At 60.6% G+C, this 15,662-nt stretch carries 10 protein-coding genes and 1 tRNA gene; 10 read left to right on the top strand and 1 reads right to left on the bottom strand.

From position 1 onward, the window contains the following. Positions 1–95: 95 nt before the first annotated feature. A tRNA-Glu gene (locus tag ACWXWJ_RS10025) sits at positions 96–168 on the bottom strand. Between the two features lie 109 nt (positions 169–277). Between ACWXWJ_RS10025 and ACWXWJ_RS10020 the strand changes: the two genes are divergently transcribed. From ACWXWJ_RS10020 to ACWXWJ_RS09975, 10 genes are all read left to right on the top strand, one after another. Continuing rightward, positions 278–1,504: a YihY/virulence factor BrkB family protein gene (locus ACWXWJ_RS10020; protein WP_473964320.1), complete on the top strand. Its 1,227-nt coding sequence runs from the start codon at positions 278–280 to the stop codon at positions 1,502–1,504. A gap of 57 nt (positions 1,505–1,561) precedes the next feature. Further along, positions 1,562–3,943, top strand: coding sequence for a maltodextrin phosphorylase MalP (gene malP / locus ACWXWJ_RS10015; protein WP_473964319.1), 2,382 nt, complete (start codon positions 1,562–1,564; stop codon positions 3,941–3,943). Between the two features lie 196 nt (positions 3,944–4,139). Further along, positions 4,140–4,232, top strand: coding sequence for a K(+)-transporting ATPase subunit F (gene kdpF, locus ACWXWJ_RS10010; protein WP_034992682.1), 93 nt, complete (start codon positions 4,140–4,142; stop codon positions 4,230–4,232). Beyond that, positions 4,229–5,881 carry a potassium-transporting ATPase subunit KdpA gene (gene kdpA / locus ACWXWJ_RS10005; protein WP_043012171.1) on the top strand — a complete coding sequence of 551 codons (1,653 nt, stop codon included), beginning with the start codon at positions 4,229–4,231 and terminating at the stop codon, positions 5,879–5,881. Before kdpF ends, kdpA begins: the two co-directional genes overlap by 4 nt. Beyond that, on the top strand, positions 5,878–8,091 hold the full coding sequence (gene kdpB, locus ACWXWJ_RS10000) for a potassium-transporting ATPase subunit KdpB (RefSeq protein ID WP_473964318.1): 2,214 nt from the start codon (positions 5,878–5,880) through the stop codon (positions 8,089–8,091). The genes kdpA and kdpB overlap by 4 nt, the downstream gene beginning before the upstream one ends. A 52-nt stretch (positions 8,092–8,143) precedes the next feature. After that, positions 8,144–8,737: a K(+)-transporting ATPase subunit C gene (gene kdpC, locus ACWXWJ_RS09995; protein ID WP_473964317.1), complete on the top strand. Its 594-nt coding sequence runs from the start codon at positions 8,144–8,146 to the stop codon at positions 8,735–8,737. A gap of 126 nt (positions 8,738–8,863) precedes the next feature. Next, positions 8,864–11,545 carry a sensor histidine kinase gene (locus ACWXWJ_RS09990; protein WP_473964316.1) on the top strand — a complete coding sequence of 894 codons (2,682 nt, stop codon included), beginning with the start codon at positions 8,864–8,866 and terminating at the stop codon, positions 11,543–11,545. Beyond that, positions 11,542–12,234: a response regulator gene (locus ACWXWJ_RS09985; RefSeq protein WP_296215818.1), complete on the top strand. Its 693-nt coding sequence runs from the start codon at positions 11,542–11,544 to the stop codon at positions 12,232–12,234. Before ACWXWJ_RS09990 ends, ACWXWJ_RS09985 begins: the two co-directional genes overlap by 4 nt. Before the next feature lie 104 nt (positions 12,235–12,338). Continuing rightward, positions 12,339–14,840, top strand: coding sequence for an esterase-like activity of phytase family protein (locus ACWXWJ_RS09980; protein WP_473964315.1), 2,502 nt, complete (start codon positions 12,339–12,341; stop codon positions 14,838–14,840). Positions 14,841–14,883: 43 nt separating this feature from the next. Beyond that, on the top strand, positions 14,884–15,477 hold the full coding sequence (locus ACWXWJ_RS09975) for a Type 1 glutamine amidotransferase-like domain-containing protein (protein WP_473964314.1): 594 nt from the start codon (positions 14,884–14,886) through the stop codon (positions 15,475–15,477). The last annotated feature ends 185 nt before the right edge of the window (positions 15,478–15,662 follow it).

Raw genomic sequence — 15,662 nt, 5'->3', positions numbered from 1 at the left:
TTTGTGGTGTGTGGTCTGGGGTTATGGTGGCATGCGGACACACTTTTCTTTACTTAACCCAAAAGAAAAGCACGGCATATGCCGTGCTGATGTTGTACCCCGTACGGGATTTGAACCCGTGTTACCGGCGTGAGAGGCCGGCGTCCTAGGCCGCTAGACGAACGGGGCGCGTGTGCCACAAAACTGGCACGCGTGCTTCTTCAAGCAGCAGGGAGAACTCTACACAACGCAGTGCCAATCCACCTAATCCCTGCTCGTACCTGCTAGTTTGTGGTTGATGCACTCTTCAACCACACCTTCGCACTCCCCCGACCACGCGCTCGGCGATGCCCCACGCGCGATTACGCAGGGCGCAGAGGATACTGGGGGCGCGGGTGGCGTCATTAAGAAGGTGCGGGAAAAGAAACACACCCCGCGACGCATCGTCAACGCCGAAGGTGGCGAGGGCATCGTGGCGCTGAGCCGGGCGGAGTACCGCGAAAAGGTCACCAGCAAGAACCGGTTTGTCGGCCCGAAGGCGTGGCCGCTTATCGCCAAGCGCCTGTACTTCGAGTTTTTCTTCCGCGCCTTGATGGATCGGGGTGCGGTCTTGAGCTTCTTTACGTTGCTGACGGCGATCCCGACCCTCACCGCGTTCTACTCCATCACCACCCTGGTGCTGGATCAGAACCGCAAACAGGTTACTGACCTCACCGACCAATTCATCGACGAGAACGTCCCCGAAACTTTCGCCGACAACGCGCGCACAATCGTGGACGTCATTATCGGTTCCACCCAACAATCAGTTGTCACACTGACGGTGAGTGTGATCATCGCCCTGTTCTCCTCCTCGGCCTATGTCCGCGCATTTTCGCGCAGTGCCAACGGCCTCTACGGACGGCGAGAGGGCCGCAATATCGTGCGCACATGGCTGGCCATGTGGGGCCTGACGTTTCTTCTGGTTCTGGGACTCGTACTTGTTGCGGTGGCTTTCTTCTTCCGCGGTGACCTATTGACGCCACTTTTCGACCGCTTTGCCGAACCCCTACACCTGAAGTGGCTGGAGCGTTTTATTGTCCAGGACTTCCTTCCGATCTGGGGCTACCTTCGGTGGCCGGTGATCGCAATACTGTCGACCTTCCTCATCGCCGCGCTCTACCACGTGGCGCCCAACGTGAGCTATGGGCGCTTCCGCTGGCTCACAGTCGGCTCGGTGTTCGCCTTTATTGGAATCATCCTGGTGGCGCTAGTCGTAAAGCTGTACCTGAATGGCTTTCTGCACTTCGGCATGTATGGCGCTTTGGGCGGCCTCATCGCAGGGTTCCTAGGGTTGATCGTGGCCAATACCCTGCTGTTGATGGGGTTGAAGCTGGATGCGGAGATCACGCGCGCCCGCGAGCTACAAGCCGGGTTAGATTCCAGCGAAGTTATTCAGGCTCCCCCAACTTCGGACGAATCGGTGGATGGGTTCAACCGGCTACAGGACTCGCTTCGGCAAGATGCGCGGAGGTTCCTGGAGCACTAGCCCCCTGCCCTATTCCCGACCAGCGAGTTCCCAACCGGCACCATAGAATCAGTACCTATGAGCCACGAACTAAACTCCACTGCCATTGGCGGCCACGTCCGCGCTGCCGCAGGTACACCGCCCCAGCAAGCATCCACCCGCAAGTTCTGGACGGGACTCTCCCGCAGCATCCAGGAGCGCATCGCCGACGATTGGGAGCGTACCCGCTCTGCCTATGCCGCAACTCGCCAGCAGCACTACTTCTCCGCCGAGTTCCTGATGGGGCGCGCGCTGTTAAATAACCTCACCAACCTCGGTCTCGTCGAGGAGGCACAGGCCGCTACCCGTGAGCTGGGCCACGAACTGGCTGACGTGCTGGAGGTAGAAAACGACGCAGCCCTAGGAAACGGTGGCTTGGGTCGCCTCGCGGCCTGCTTCCTTGATTCCGCCGTCACTCAGGACTACCCCGTCACCGGCTACGGCATCCTCTACCGCTACGGATTATTCCGTCAGTCCTTCGACAATGGCTTCCAGGTGGAGCGCCCGGATCCATGGCGTGAGGAGGAGTATCCCTTCACCATCCGCCGTGCCTCCGACCAACTGGTCGTGCACTTCGATGATATGAAGGTCCGCGCGATTCCCTATGACATGCCGATCACCGGCTACGGCACTCGCAACGTCGGCACCCTGCGCTTGTGGAAGTCTGAGCCGTGGGAGGAGTTCGATTACGACGCTTTCAACTCCCAGCGCTTCACCGATGCCATCATCGAGCGCGAACGCGTCAGCGATATCTGCCGCGTGCTGTACCCGAACGACACCACCTACGAGGGCAAGAAGCTGCGCGTGCGCCAGCAGTACTTCTTCACCTCTGCCTCCCTGCAGGCGATGATTCGCAGTCACTTGGCTCAGCACGGTGACCTGAAGAACTTCGCAGAGTTCCACTCCGTGCAGCTCAACGACACTCACCCGGTGCTGGCCATTCCGGAGCTCATGCGCCTGCTGATGGACGAGCACGGCATGGGCTGGGAGGAATCCTGGGAGATCGTCTCCAACACCTTCGCATACACCAACCACACCGTCCTCACCGAGGCTCTGGAGCAGTGGGATCAGCAGATCTTCCAACAGTTGTTCTGGCGTGTGTGGGAGATCATCGCCGAGATCGACCGTCGCTTCCGCATCGAGCGCTCGGCGGAGGGAATGGATAGCGTCACCATCCAAAGAATGGCCCCCATCCAACACGGTGTGGTGCACATGGCGTGGATCGCCTGCTACGCCGCGTATTCCATCAACGGCGTGGCCGCACTCCACACGGAGATCATCAAGCGCGAAACCCTCGGCGATTGGTTTGCACTGTGGCCTGAGAAGTTCAACAACAAGACCAATGGTGTAACACCGCGTCGCTGGCTGCGGATGATTAACCCGCGCCTGTCTGCGCTGCTTACTCGCCTTTCGGGTAGTGACGCCTGGGTCACCGACCTCGACAAGCTCAAGGAACTGCGCAGCTACTCCTCCGACCCGGCGGTCATGCAGGAGCTCCGCGAGATCAAGGCTGCCAACAAGCACGACTTCGCCGAGTGGATCGCCGAGCGCCAGGGCGTGGTCGTCGACCCGAACTCCATCTTCGATGTACAGATCAAGCGCCTGCACGAGTACAAGCGCCAGCTCCTCAACGCCCTGTACGTGCTGGATCTTTACTTCCGCATCAAGGAGGATCACCAGCGCGACCTGCCGCCGCGCACGGTGATCTTCGGCGCGAAGGCCGCGCCGGGTTATACGCGGGCGAAGGCGATCATCAAGCTCATCAACGCGATCGCGGATCTTGTGAACAACGATCCGGTGGTCTCCCCGCTGCTGAAGGTCGTGTTCGTCGAGAACTACAATGTCTCCCCCGCCGAGCACATCCTGCCGGCCTCCGATGTGTCGGAGCAGATTTCTACGGCGGGTAAGGAGGCCTCCGGCACCTCCAATATGAAGTTCATGATGAACGGTGCGCTGACGCTGGGCACCATGGACGGCGCGAACGTGGAGATCGTGGACTCGGTCGGTGAAGAAAACGCCTACATTTTCGGCGCCCGCGAAGAGGAGCTGCCGTCCTTGCGCGCCGAATACAAGCCCTATGAGCTCTACGAGTCCGTGCCGGGGCTGAAGCGCACCCTTGATGCGCTGGATAACGGCACCCTGCACGATGACTACACGGGATGGTTCTACGATCTGAAGCAGTCGCTGATTCACGGCTTCGGCGAGGACGCATCCGATACCTATTACGTGCTGGGCGACTTCGCAGACTACCGCGATGTTCGCGACCGCATGGCCGCTGACTACGCTGCGAACCCGCAGGGTTGGGCACAGAAGGCATGGGTGAATATCTGCGAATCGGGACGGTTCTCCTCTGACCGGACGATCCGTGACTACGCCACTGAGGTCTGGAAGCTGCAGCCAACGCCGATCGATGGCGAATAATCATCCGCCTGCACCGGCGCAGGTCGGGGCGTCAAAAGGCGGTGTTAAGGAGGGGCGTTAAGAAAGCGTAAAGAGTCATAAGCATGGGGTGACAACGGTGTTGTTATATTCCCATGCTTTTTGACTTTGTAATGGTTGCAGTAACCTGCGCGCTGTTCGGCGCAATGGGTGCCGCCTTGAAGGCGGTGGATAAGCTATGAGCTGGGAACTGATCGTCGGTGGGGTCCTGGGGATCCTTGCCATCATCTACCTTTTGGTTGCCCTGTTGAACCCGGAGAAGTTCTCATGAGTGGCAGCATCACAGGGTGGATCCCTGTCATCACGGTCATTATTGCCCTCGCAGCGTTCTACGTGCCGCTGGGCAACTACATGGCCACCACGTTCACTGCTAAGAAGCACAATGGCTTCGAGCGTGGCTTCTACCGACTCATCGGTGTAAACCCCGACGGCCAGCAGAAGTGGACTCGCTACTGTGCAAGCCTGCTGGCTTTCTCCGCTATCAGCGTCGTGTTCGTCTACCTGTTGCAGCGCGTGCAGCAGTGGCTTCCCCTGAACCACGGTAAGGAACCCGTGCACTGGGACCAGGCGTGGAACACCGCTGTTTCCTTCACGACTAACACCAACTGGCAGTCTTACTCCGGTGAGGAAGCCATGACCATCCTCACCCAGATGGCTGGCCTGGCTGTACAGAACTTCGTTTCCGCCGCGGTGGGCATTACCGTGGCCATCGCACTGATCCGTGGCCTGGCCAACCGCATGGGCAACGGCCAGATCGGCAACTTCTGGGTGGATCTGACCCGTGCTGTGTTCCGCATCCTGCTGCCGATGGCAATCATCGGTGCGATCCTGCTGATCTCTCAGGGTGCGATCCAGAACTTCCACGCCCCGACCACCGTCGAGACGATTACGGGTGGCCAGCAGACCATCCCGGGCGGTGCAGTGGCATCGCAGGAGGTCATTAAGGAGCTGGGCACCAACGGTGGCGGCTACTTCAACGCCAACTCCGCTCACCCGTTCGAGAACCCGAATGCATGGACCAACATGCTGGAGATCTTCCTCATCCTGGTGATCCCGGTCAGCCTGACCCGCACCTTCGGCAAGATGGTGAACGACACTCGTCAGGGCTGGGCCGTTCTCGCAGCCATGGCTGTGCTGTACTTCTCCTCCCTGGCAGTCGTGATGTCCAGCGAGACCTCCCTGGCCGCATTCCAGGGTGGCGGTATGGAAGGTAAGGAATACCGCCTGGGCGTGCTGCCTTCCTCCTTCTTCGCAGTCACCACCACGATGACGTCCACGGGCGCGGTGGACTCCTTCCACTCGAGTTACCACCCACTCGCGGGTGGCATGCTGATCCTGGACATGATGCTGGGCGAGATCTCCCCCGGCGGCGTGGGCACCGGCCTTTACGGCATGCTCATGATCGCTCTGCTCAGCGTGTTCGTCGCCGGCCTGATGGTTGGCCGTACCCCGGAGTATCTGGGCAAGCGCATCGGCGTTTCCGAGATCACCAAGGTGAGCCTGTACATCCTGGTTATGCCAACGTTGGTGCTGGCAGGCGTGGGTATTTCCGCCATGCTGCCGGACACCCGCGAGTCGGTTTCTGCCGATGGACCGCACGGCTTTAGCGACATTGTGTACGCCTACACATCGGCCTCCAACAACAACGGTTCCGCATTCGCCGGCTTCGGTGCAGATACCCCGTGGTTCAACATCACCCTGGGTCTGTGCATGTTGCTGGGACGCTTCCTGCCAATCGTCATGGCTCTGGCCTTGGCAGGAGACTTCGCAAAGCAAAAGCCGGCTGCTGAAAACGCCGGTACCCTACCCACCCACCGCCCGCAGTTCGTGGGAGTGATGGTCGGCATCGCCATCATCGTTGGTGCCCTGACCTTCCTGCCCACCCTGGTTCTCGGCCCGTTGACGGAGGCCCTGTCATGACAACCCTCAATGCCCCTTCCCGCTCCACCGCGAAGCGTGCCTCGGCTCCAGCCAAGCACAACAAGAAGAACGAAGGTGCGTTCTCCGCAGCCCAGCTAAAGCAGGCTCTGCCGCTGGCGCTGAAGAAGATGGACCCGCGCCTGCTGTACAAGACACCAGTGATGTTCCTGGTAGAAGTCGGCGCGCTTTTCACCCTCATTTTGGCGATCGCGCACCCCTCACTGTTTACCTGGTCAATCACAGTGTGGCTGTGGCTGACCGTATTGTTCGCGACGCTGGCCGAAGCCGTTGCCGAAGGCCGCGGTAAGGCACAGGCGGACGCCCTTCGTTCCACTCGCACCCAATCCAATGCACTTAAGTTCGGCGGTTCCGACGTCAACGACCCCCATCTGGCTCGCGCACTCGAGGACTCCGGCGCAGGCATTAAAGACGTCAGCGAAGAAGTCTCCAGCGAGTCCCTCTTGCCGGGCGATATTGTTCTGGTGAACGCAGGTAACGTGATCCCTGCCGACGGCGACGTCATCATGGGCGCCGCCAGCGTCGACGAGTCCGCTGTTACCGGCGAATCCGCACCCGTTATCCGGGAATCCGGCGGTGACCGCTCCGCCGTGACCGGTGGTACCCGCGTGCTCTCCGATGCCATCGCTATCCGCGTCACCAGCAAGCCGGGCGAGTCCTTTATGGATCGCATGATCGGCCTCGTCGAAGGCGCAGAGCGCAAGAAGACTCCGAACGAACTGGCTCTGGGCACCCTGCTGATCGTGCTGACCATCATCTTCATGATCGTGGTTCTGGCGCTGGCTCCTATGGCTGCTTTCAACGGCGCAGAGCAGTCCCCGGTGGTGCTGGTTGCCCTGCTTGTCTGCCTCATCCCCACCACCATCGGTGCGCTACTATCCGCCATCGGCATCGCAGGTATGGACCGCCTGGTGCAGCACAATGTGCTGGCCATGTCCGGCCGTGCCGTCGAGGCAGCCGGTGACGTTGCCACCCTGCTGTTGGATAAGACCGGCACCATCACCATCGGTGACCGCCAAGCCAGCGAGTTCGTGGCCATGGAAGGCATCGACCAGAAAGAGCTCGTCTACGCCTGCCAGTTGTCCTCGCTGGCTGACGAAACTCCAGAAGGCCGCTCCATCGTGCAGCTCGCCGAGAAGCAGTCTGGATTCGTCATTCCCGAGGAAACCTTCCGCGAGGCCGAGTTCATCCCCTTCACCGCTCAGACCCGCATGAGTGGCATCCAGCTGCCCGCTGGCGCTGGAGAGCACACAGAATGGTCCGCCCGCAGCAATGCCACGAGCCGCAAGATCGTTAAGGGTGCTGCGTCCGAGGTTGCCAAGCTCGTCACCAACCTGGGCGGTGACGTCCCGCCTTCCATCACCGACGTCGTCAACGACATCTCCAACAGTGGTGGCACCGCTCTGGTTGTCGCCGAAATCGCCCTTGGTTCCCAGGGTGAGGACCTCACCGGCCGAGTTTTGGGCGTCATTCACCTGAAAGACGTAGTAAAGCCCGGCATGACCGAGCGCTTCGAGCAGCTACGCAAGATGGGCATTCGCACCGTCATGGTCACCGGCGATAATGCACTGACCGCGAAGGCCATCGCTGCCGAGGCCGGTGTGGACGACGTGCTGGCGGAAGCCACCCCGGAGCAGAAACTAGAGCTGATCCGCAAGGAACAAGCTAAAGGTCGCCTAGTAGCTATGACCGGCGACGGCACTAACGACGCTCCTGCCCTGGCTCAAGCCGACGTGGGCGTGGCCATGAACACCGGCACCACCGCCGCCAAGGAGGCCGGCAACATGGTGGATCTGGATTCTGACCCGACGAAACTGATCGACGTGGTGGCCATCGGCAAGCAGCTGCTGATTACCCGTGGTGCGCTGACCACCTTCAGTATCGCCAACGATATTGCGAAGTACTTCGCCATCATCCCGGCGATGTTTGTGGTTGCCTTCCCCGGCCTGTCCGCGCTGAACGTCATGCGTCTGCACTCCCCCGAGTCCGCGATCCTGTCCGCCGTGATCTTCAACGCGCTGGTGATTATCGCGCTGATCCCGCTGGCCTTGAAGGGCGTGAAGTATCGCGCGGGTTCCGCAGCCTCCCTGCTCTCGCGAAACCTGACCATCTTCGGCCTCGGTGGTGTGATCGTGCCGTTCATCGGCATCAAGATCATCGACCTGATTATCTCCGGAGTCTTCGGACTCTAACCCTGCGGGTCTGCTTTTGCCGGCCCCTTTTGAAAGGAAACACAGTAATCCCATGGCACGCGCAACATCTAGCAATGGCCTGCGTCTGGCCTCTACAACAGTGCGCATTTTCTTCCTGCTCACGCTGATCCTGGGCATCGTTTACCCTGCGTTCATGGTCGGCGTGGGGCGGATTATGCCCGCCAAGGCGGACGGTTCGATGATCACCAATGCGTCAGGCCAGCCCGCCGGTTCCACCCTGATCGCTCAGGAAGTCACCAAGCCGGGCTTCTTCTTCCCGCGCCCTTCTGCTGCGGGAGACAATGGTTATGACGCCATGGCGTCCTCCGCGACCAACCTCTCCCCCTATAGCAAGGAGTACCAGGAGGCTATCGCTAAAAAGCGAGACGAAATCGCCCAGCGCGAAGGAGTCTCGCCTGAGGAAGTTCCGGTGGACGCCGTGACCTCTTCCGGTTCTGGCCTAGACCCGCACATCTCCACTGCCTACGCCAAGCTACAGACTCCGCGCGTAGCGAAGGAACGCGGCCTGGACCAACAGAAGGTAGAACAGCTTGTCAATGACGCTACCGAGGGCAACTACACCGGAAGCGCCGACGGAGCACCGGTTAATGTGGTGAAGCTCAACAAGGCACTCAGCGAGCAGTAGCGCTGGGAAAAGTCCCAGCGTGGTCTGCCTGGCGGTGTAAAAAGTAATTAACGCTGGGAGACGTGGCGTCACCCACATATGCACCGCGAACAGGGTGCAGCAGGAAAGCAAGGAGCACAAGCAACGATGACAAAGCGTGGCACGCTGAAGGTCTACCTCGGCTTCGCCCCTGGCGTGGGCAAGACGTGTGCCATGCTCAATGAAGCGCACGACCTGTATGACCGCGGGCGCGACGTACTGGTTGGCATCGTGGAGGACCACGGGCGCGAACGTACCCGTAAGCTCACTGAGGGACTGCCGACGTTGCCCCGCAAAACGGTTCCGCACCGGGGTGGCAATTACTCGGAACTGGACCTTGAAGCGGCGCTGGAAGCGCACCCGGAGATCATCCTTGTCGACGAGCTGGCGCACACCGTGGTGGGTGAGCAAGCCGCGGACAGTAGCCGCACTGCCGAAACGGCAAAGCGCTGGCACGATGTGTACGCGCTGCTGGATGCCGGCATCGACGTCATCTCCACTATGAACATCCAGCACCTGGAGTCGCTCAACGACGTGGTCTCTGCTGTCACCGGTACGCGCCAGCTTGAGACGGTGCCGGATCAGGTGCTGCGTGACGCCGACGAGATCGAGCTGGTGGACCTCTCCCCCGACGCGCTGCGTATCCGCCTCGCCCGCGGTGAGGTCTACCGCCAACAGCAGGCGGAGACTGCGCTGAATAACTACTTCCGGGTCGGCAACCTCACGGCGCTCCGCGAACTGAGTCTGCTGTGGCTGGCGGACAAGGTCGACGAGGGACTGGAAAAGTACCGCGAAGACAAGAAGATCAAGGAAAACTGGCCCACCCGCGAGCGCGTGGTGGTGGCTGTACAGGGCGATGAGGTTTCCGAGGCGCTGATCCGCCGCGGGGCGCGCATCACCGGGCGCGTGGCAGGTCGCGAGATGCTGGTGGTTTATGTCTCCGGCGCAGACGAAGCGCTGGGGGCCGATCTGCCCCAGCGGCTGCGGCGGTTGCAGGAGCTCACCGAATCCCTCGACGGCCAGTGGCGGGTGATCGAGGGCGATGACGTGGCGGATACGCTGCTGGAGTTCGCCCGCACGGTCAATGCCTCGCAGTTGGTGATTGGTCTGGGCACGCGAATGAGCCGCCTGTTCAGCTCGACCAGCCACAAGATCATCGACGGTTCCGGGCGTATCGATGTGCACATCGTGTCCACGTCCAGCGCGTCTACTAAGTCTGCCGATGCCAAAAAACCCAGGCTCTTTAGCCTGTCGCGAGCGCGCAAGTCGGGTCTGGATACCTCGAAGCAGCTCAGCCCGGCGCGCCGTTTACTCGGTTGGCTGTTAGCGATAGCAGGGCCTGTGCTGCTGACTTTCGCCATGCTGCCCTTCGACCGCGAAGACGGTGCCTTGGGATCCATCCTGCTGGGCTACCTGACCATTGCGGTGTTCGCAGCTCTGGCTGGCGGGTTCGGTCCGGCGATCGTGGCGGTGATCATCGGCTCGGTGATGGCTAACTGGTTCTTTACCCACCCCTTCCACACGCTCACTGTCACGGAACCTGCCAACGTGGTGCAGATTATCCTGTTCTTTGTGATCTCCGCGGCTGTGGCCGTGGTGGTGGATATTGCGGAAAGGCGGCGCGCCATCGCCAATCGGCGCCTGGGGCAGGCCGTGGTGCTCTCCGATTTGGCCCGCGGTGCTCTGGACGAGGGCGACGATATCCGCAGCCTGCTGGAGCGCCTGCGCGAGACATTTAATCTGCGCCGCGTGGATCTGCAGCAATATTCGAAGGAACGCAAGAAGTGGTTCACGATGGAGACCACCGACCCCGGTGGTATCGGTGAACCGTGGAATAGTAAGAAGGCTCCGGCTCATGTTGGCGCGGGCGATGGCATGCGCTTCGTGCTCGGCGGCCGCGATCTCTCCCCTGCCGAAAGTGCGATGATCGAGGCGCACGGCGCCCGTATCACCGCCATCATTGACCGTGAGCAGATCGACGCAATGCGCCGAGCCACCGCCGCTTTGGAGGCCGGCAACCGGGTGGGCACCGCGCTGCTTACGGCCGTCTCGCACGACCTGCGCACTCCGCTGGCCGGTATCAAAGCCGCGGTCAGTGCTCTGAACATGGATGACATGCAGCTGGATGATGATTCCCGCGCTCTACTGCTGGACACCATCGAGACCAGTACCGACCGATTGGAAACCGTCATCGGCAACCTGCTGGATATGAGCCGTGTGAACTCCAATGCCGTCGCCGTGCACAATTCCCCGGTGCTCTACACCAATGTGGTCGAGGCCGTCCGCGCCGAACTGCCGGAGGCCACGCAGCACATCGACTCTTTTATCGACGCCTCAGTCCCGCCGGTTTTGGGCGATGCAGGTCTGGTGCAGCGCATTATTGCAAACATTGTGATTAATGCCCGCACCTACGCTCCCCACTCTCGCATTGAACTGCGCGCTGAGGAGACCGCTGGCGCTGGTGGCACCGCTGGAACCGCTGGCGCTGATGGCACTGTGCAGTTGGCCATTATCGACCACGGTCCGGGATTCCCCTCGGAACATTTAAACGACATTTTCACCCCCTTCCAGCGCCTCGGCGATCAAACTGCCAACACCAATGGCCTTGGGCTTGGCCTGGCAGTTGCGCGCGGGTTTGCCGAAGCCATGAACGGAACACTTGAAGCCCGAGAAACCCCAGGTGGAGGCGCCACACTGGTTCTATCCCTGCCGAAGGCGACGGGAGCCCTGGAGGACGGGGAGGCGCCTGGCGTCACAAAGAAAAAAGAAGGAGAACAGCTAGCCCCATGAGCGGCGAGAAAATTTTGATGGTGGAAGACGACGTCGCCCTGGCAAACGCGGTGCTCGTCACCCTGCGGGCGCGTGGCTACGACGTACAGGTAGCCACGACCGCGACGGCGGCGATTCAAAAGGCCTCGAAGTGGCACCCGCAGGCAGTGCTGCTAGACCTCGGGTTGCCGGACCTGAGTGGCCTGGAGGTACTGCGCTCGCTGCGGAATTGGACGGATATTCCGGTGCTGGTGGTGTCCGCGCGCCACGACGAATCGGGCAAGATCAACGCGCTCGACGAGGGCGCGGACGACTACGTGACCAAACCTTTTTCCGTCGGCGAGTTGCTGGCACGCCTGCGGGCGGCGTTGCGCAGGGCGCCCGGCGAGAGCATCCCCGAGGAGCCGGTAGTTGAAACCTCCGACGGGCGGGTGAAGTTTGATCTGCCTGAAAAGCGCGTCACAGTGGACGGTGAGGACGTGCACCTCACCCCGCGCGAATGGGGCATTGCCGAACACATGATCCGTCGCCGCGGGACGTTGGTTACGAAGGTGGAGTTGCTGCAGGCCGTGTGGGGTCAGGCGTACAAGAAAGAGACGAACTACCTACGGGTTTACATCTCCCAGCTGCGGCAGAAGTTGGAGGCCGACCCGGCGAACCCGCAGTACTTTACGACCGAGACGGGAATCGGCTACCGCTTGGTGCTGTGAGTTCACCTGAACGCCATGTTGTCTTAAACCTGCGGCAAAAACTACGTGGAAAAATCTGTTTGGTTATTCGTAATTTATAAGAACAGATAGGTGTTAGGCGCTCCATGCAACTCAACAGCGTTAAGTCCAACGGCAAGAAGTCTTTTAACTCGGCTGGTAAGCGAAAGATCGCAGGTATCTCGCTGGCTCTGGCGGTAGTTCCCTTCAGCGCGGTTCCCGCAGCTAACGCGACGGTCGGCTCGCAGACCGTGGTCGGCTCTACCCTGGGATCCTCCAGCTTCGGTTCGTCGGCTGGATCTTCGGTGTCTGGATCTTCGCTGCCGGGTTCTTCCCTGCCTGGCTCCTCTCAGCCCGGAACCCCGGGGGCCGCTTCCACGTTCGAGCGCACCGCGACTTTCCCTGTGTACGAAAACCGCCCTGACGGCGAAGACAAGTCCACCCCGACCGTTGCCGAGATCTCCACTGTGTCGAAGGACGGCAAGACGCTGATCCACACCGACGCGCTGGCGCAGCGCATCGGATTCATTGACATCAGCAACCCGAACGCTCCACAGGGTCTCGGCACCCTGGACCTCAAGGCGCAGGGGCATGCCAAGGACGAGCCGACCTCCGTAGCTGTGTACGGCGACTACCTGCTGGTGGTCATCGACGAGACGGGAGGCGACTTCGCCAATCCGAAGGGACGCGTAGACATCGTGCGAGTTTCCGACCGCACCCGTGTTTCCTCCATCGATCTGAAGGGACAGCCTGACTCCATCGCTATCTCCCCCGCTGGCGCATCCGGCAAGCCCAAGGCTGCTATTGCCATGGAGAACCAGCGCAATGAAGAGCTCAATGACGGCAACCTGCCGCAGCTTCCTACTGGCTTTGTGCAGACCATTGATCTTTCTGGCGAGCCAAAGGATTGGAAGGCCACCCCGATCCGCTTCGAGGACGAAAGTGGCCAGCTGCTGGACATCGTAAAGAAGGCCGGGCTGGATACCCCGGAGGATCTGGAACCGGAGTACGTCAGCATCAACGGCAAGAACCAGCTAGCCGTCACATTGCAAGAAAACAACGGTGTAGCCATCATCGACCTTCAGACCAACCGCATCACTAACGTGTTCAGCGCGGGTAGCGCCGAGGTGAAGGGTGTGGACACGCAGTCCGACAAGATCATCAACCCCACCGATACCCTGCCAGAGACTCCGCGCGAGCCGGATGCCATCTCGTGGATCGACGATAACCACGTGGCCACGGCCAACGAGGGCGATTGGAAGGGCGGCACCCGCGGCTGGACCGTCTTCGACACGAACGGCAAGATCACCTGGGATGCCGGAAACTCCGTGGAGAACCTGGCCATCCGCCACGGCCTGCACAACAACAAGCGCGCCAAGAAGAAGGGCGTGGAGATCGAAGGTATCGCCACGGCCAAGATGAATGGCACCACTTATGCGTTCGTCGGCTCCGAACGCTCCAACTTCGTTTCCGTGTACAACGTCAACGATCCGGCGAACCCGCAGTTCGTGCAGATGCTGTTCACCACCAACGGTCCCGAGGGCATCCTGCCAATCCCGGAGCGCAACATGCTCGCTGTATCCAGTGAGGTGGACGAGCCGGAAAACGGTGTGCGCAGCGCAGTGACGCTGTACCGTCTGGGTGGCAAGGAATCTCAGCCTTCCATTGTGTCTGCCGATGAGGGCGACGCGCCTATCGGCTGGGGTGCGCTGGGTGCTCTGGCCGCCGATCCGAAGGATGCCAACCGCCTGTACGCAGCCTCCGATTCCGCATTCGCCAACGGCTGGGTGTACACCATCGACTCCTCCAAGCAGCCCGCCGTGATTACCGAGCGCCGTGCCGTCAAGCGTGACGGCGCCCCGGCTGACGGCCTGGACATCGAGGGCATTTCGGTTGCTGCCGACGGTGGCTTCTGGTTGGCGTCCGAGGGCAAGAAGGGCAAGGATAACCGCCTATTCCACACCGATAAGGACCTCAACATCACCTCTACCATCGAACTGCCTGCCAACGTTGCTGAGCACATCGGCAAGTGGGGACTAGAGGGCGTCACCTCCACAAAGGACGCCAACGGCGTGGAACAGCTCTTCGTCGCCGTACAGCGACCGCTGTGGAAGGACCCGGAGGCGAAGAAGCTCGAGGCGGCAGAGGGCGAAAACACCACGCGCATCGGCAAGTACGACACGAAGACCAAGACGTGGCAGTGGTTCGGCTACGAGCTGGAGAAGCCCGCTGGCAAGGGCGACTGGATGGGTCTGTCGGAGATCACCGCGCTGGATGACAAGCACCTGCTGGTGATCGAGCGCGACAAGCTGAACGGCCCGGATGCGAAGACCAAGCGCGTGATGAAGGTGACGCTGCCGGAGGGTAGTGCTGAGGGTGCATCCGCTAGCGCGAACGGTGACTCCATCGGTGGCGCGCTGCCGATGGTGAAGAAGGAGCTGGCCGTGGACGTGCTGCCGAAACTGCGTGCCACCAACGGGTGGACACAGGAGAAGCTGGAGGGCTTCACCATCGCGGCGGATGGCCAGATGTACGCGGTGACGGATAACGACGCACTGGATGATGCCACCGGCGAGACGGTATTCCTGCGCCTGGGCAAGCTGAAGTAGCGAAGCGGGACTCGGCGCCGTATAAGGCCGTAACCTGGAGATTATGGATCTTCTACTCGCTTCATTTCTACATCCCAACATTGGCGACTTCTTGTCCGGCAAGGTTCTGTATATAGACGATGCCGCTTCCGAGATGAGGCAGGCTCCGTTCGCACAGGAAGAACTCAATGCCATCAGGGACGTCGCCGACACGGTGGTTCCCATCACGGTAGCCGAGACTGAACCCTCGGCTTTCCGCGATGCATTGGACGCTGCGGATTGTATCTACGTAGCCGGAGGTGAAAGTTTTCGTCTGCTCCACGGACTAAAGTCCACCGGGGCAGACGAGCTGCTTATCAACGCAGTGAGGAACGGGAAACGCTATGCGGGCAGTTCAGCAGGGGCGATTATTGCTGGCCCGTCCATCGAACCAGCGTCCGTGATGGATGACCCATCTGTGGCAGAACAACTCACCGACTACTCCGGCCTCAATCTCACTGAATTTGTCGTTGTCCCCCATGCACAGGGTACGACTGGACCATATCCCATTGAGATCATCAGCCAAACAGTGGAAAAGTATGGCAAGGAATGGAAACTTGTACTGCTTCGGGATGGGCAAGCTCTGCATGTAAGTAGCCGCGGGGCAATGCTGATTTAGTGGCTCGATTACCGGGCGAATCCTGCCCGGCCCCCTGCCGATGTCCAAAATCTTCGAGTTAATGAAAGTAGCATAACTGAAGCTTTTTTCGCGACGCTGTGACCTGCAGGAATAGAATAGTTATATTCTAAGAAATGGAATTTTGGACATTTTGCCCACCGCGGGAAGTCTTTACACTCGCTCCA

The organism is Corynebacterium sp. p3-SID1761 (assembly GCF_055862885.1).
The sequence above is the reverse complement of the archived record's forward strand: the minus strand, read 5'-3'. Positions and strand labels throughout refer to the sequence as shown.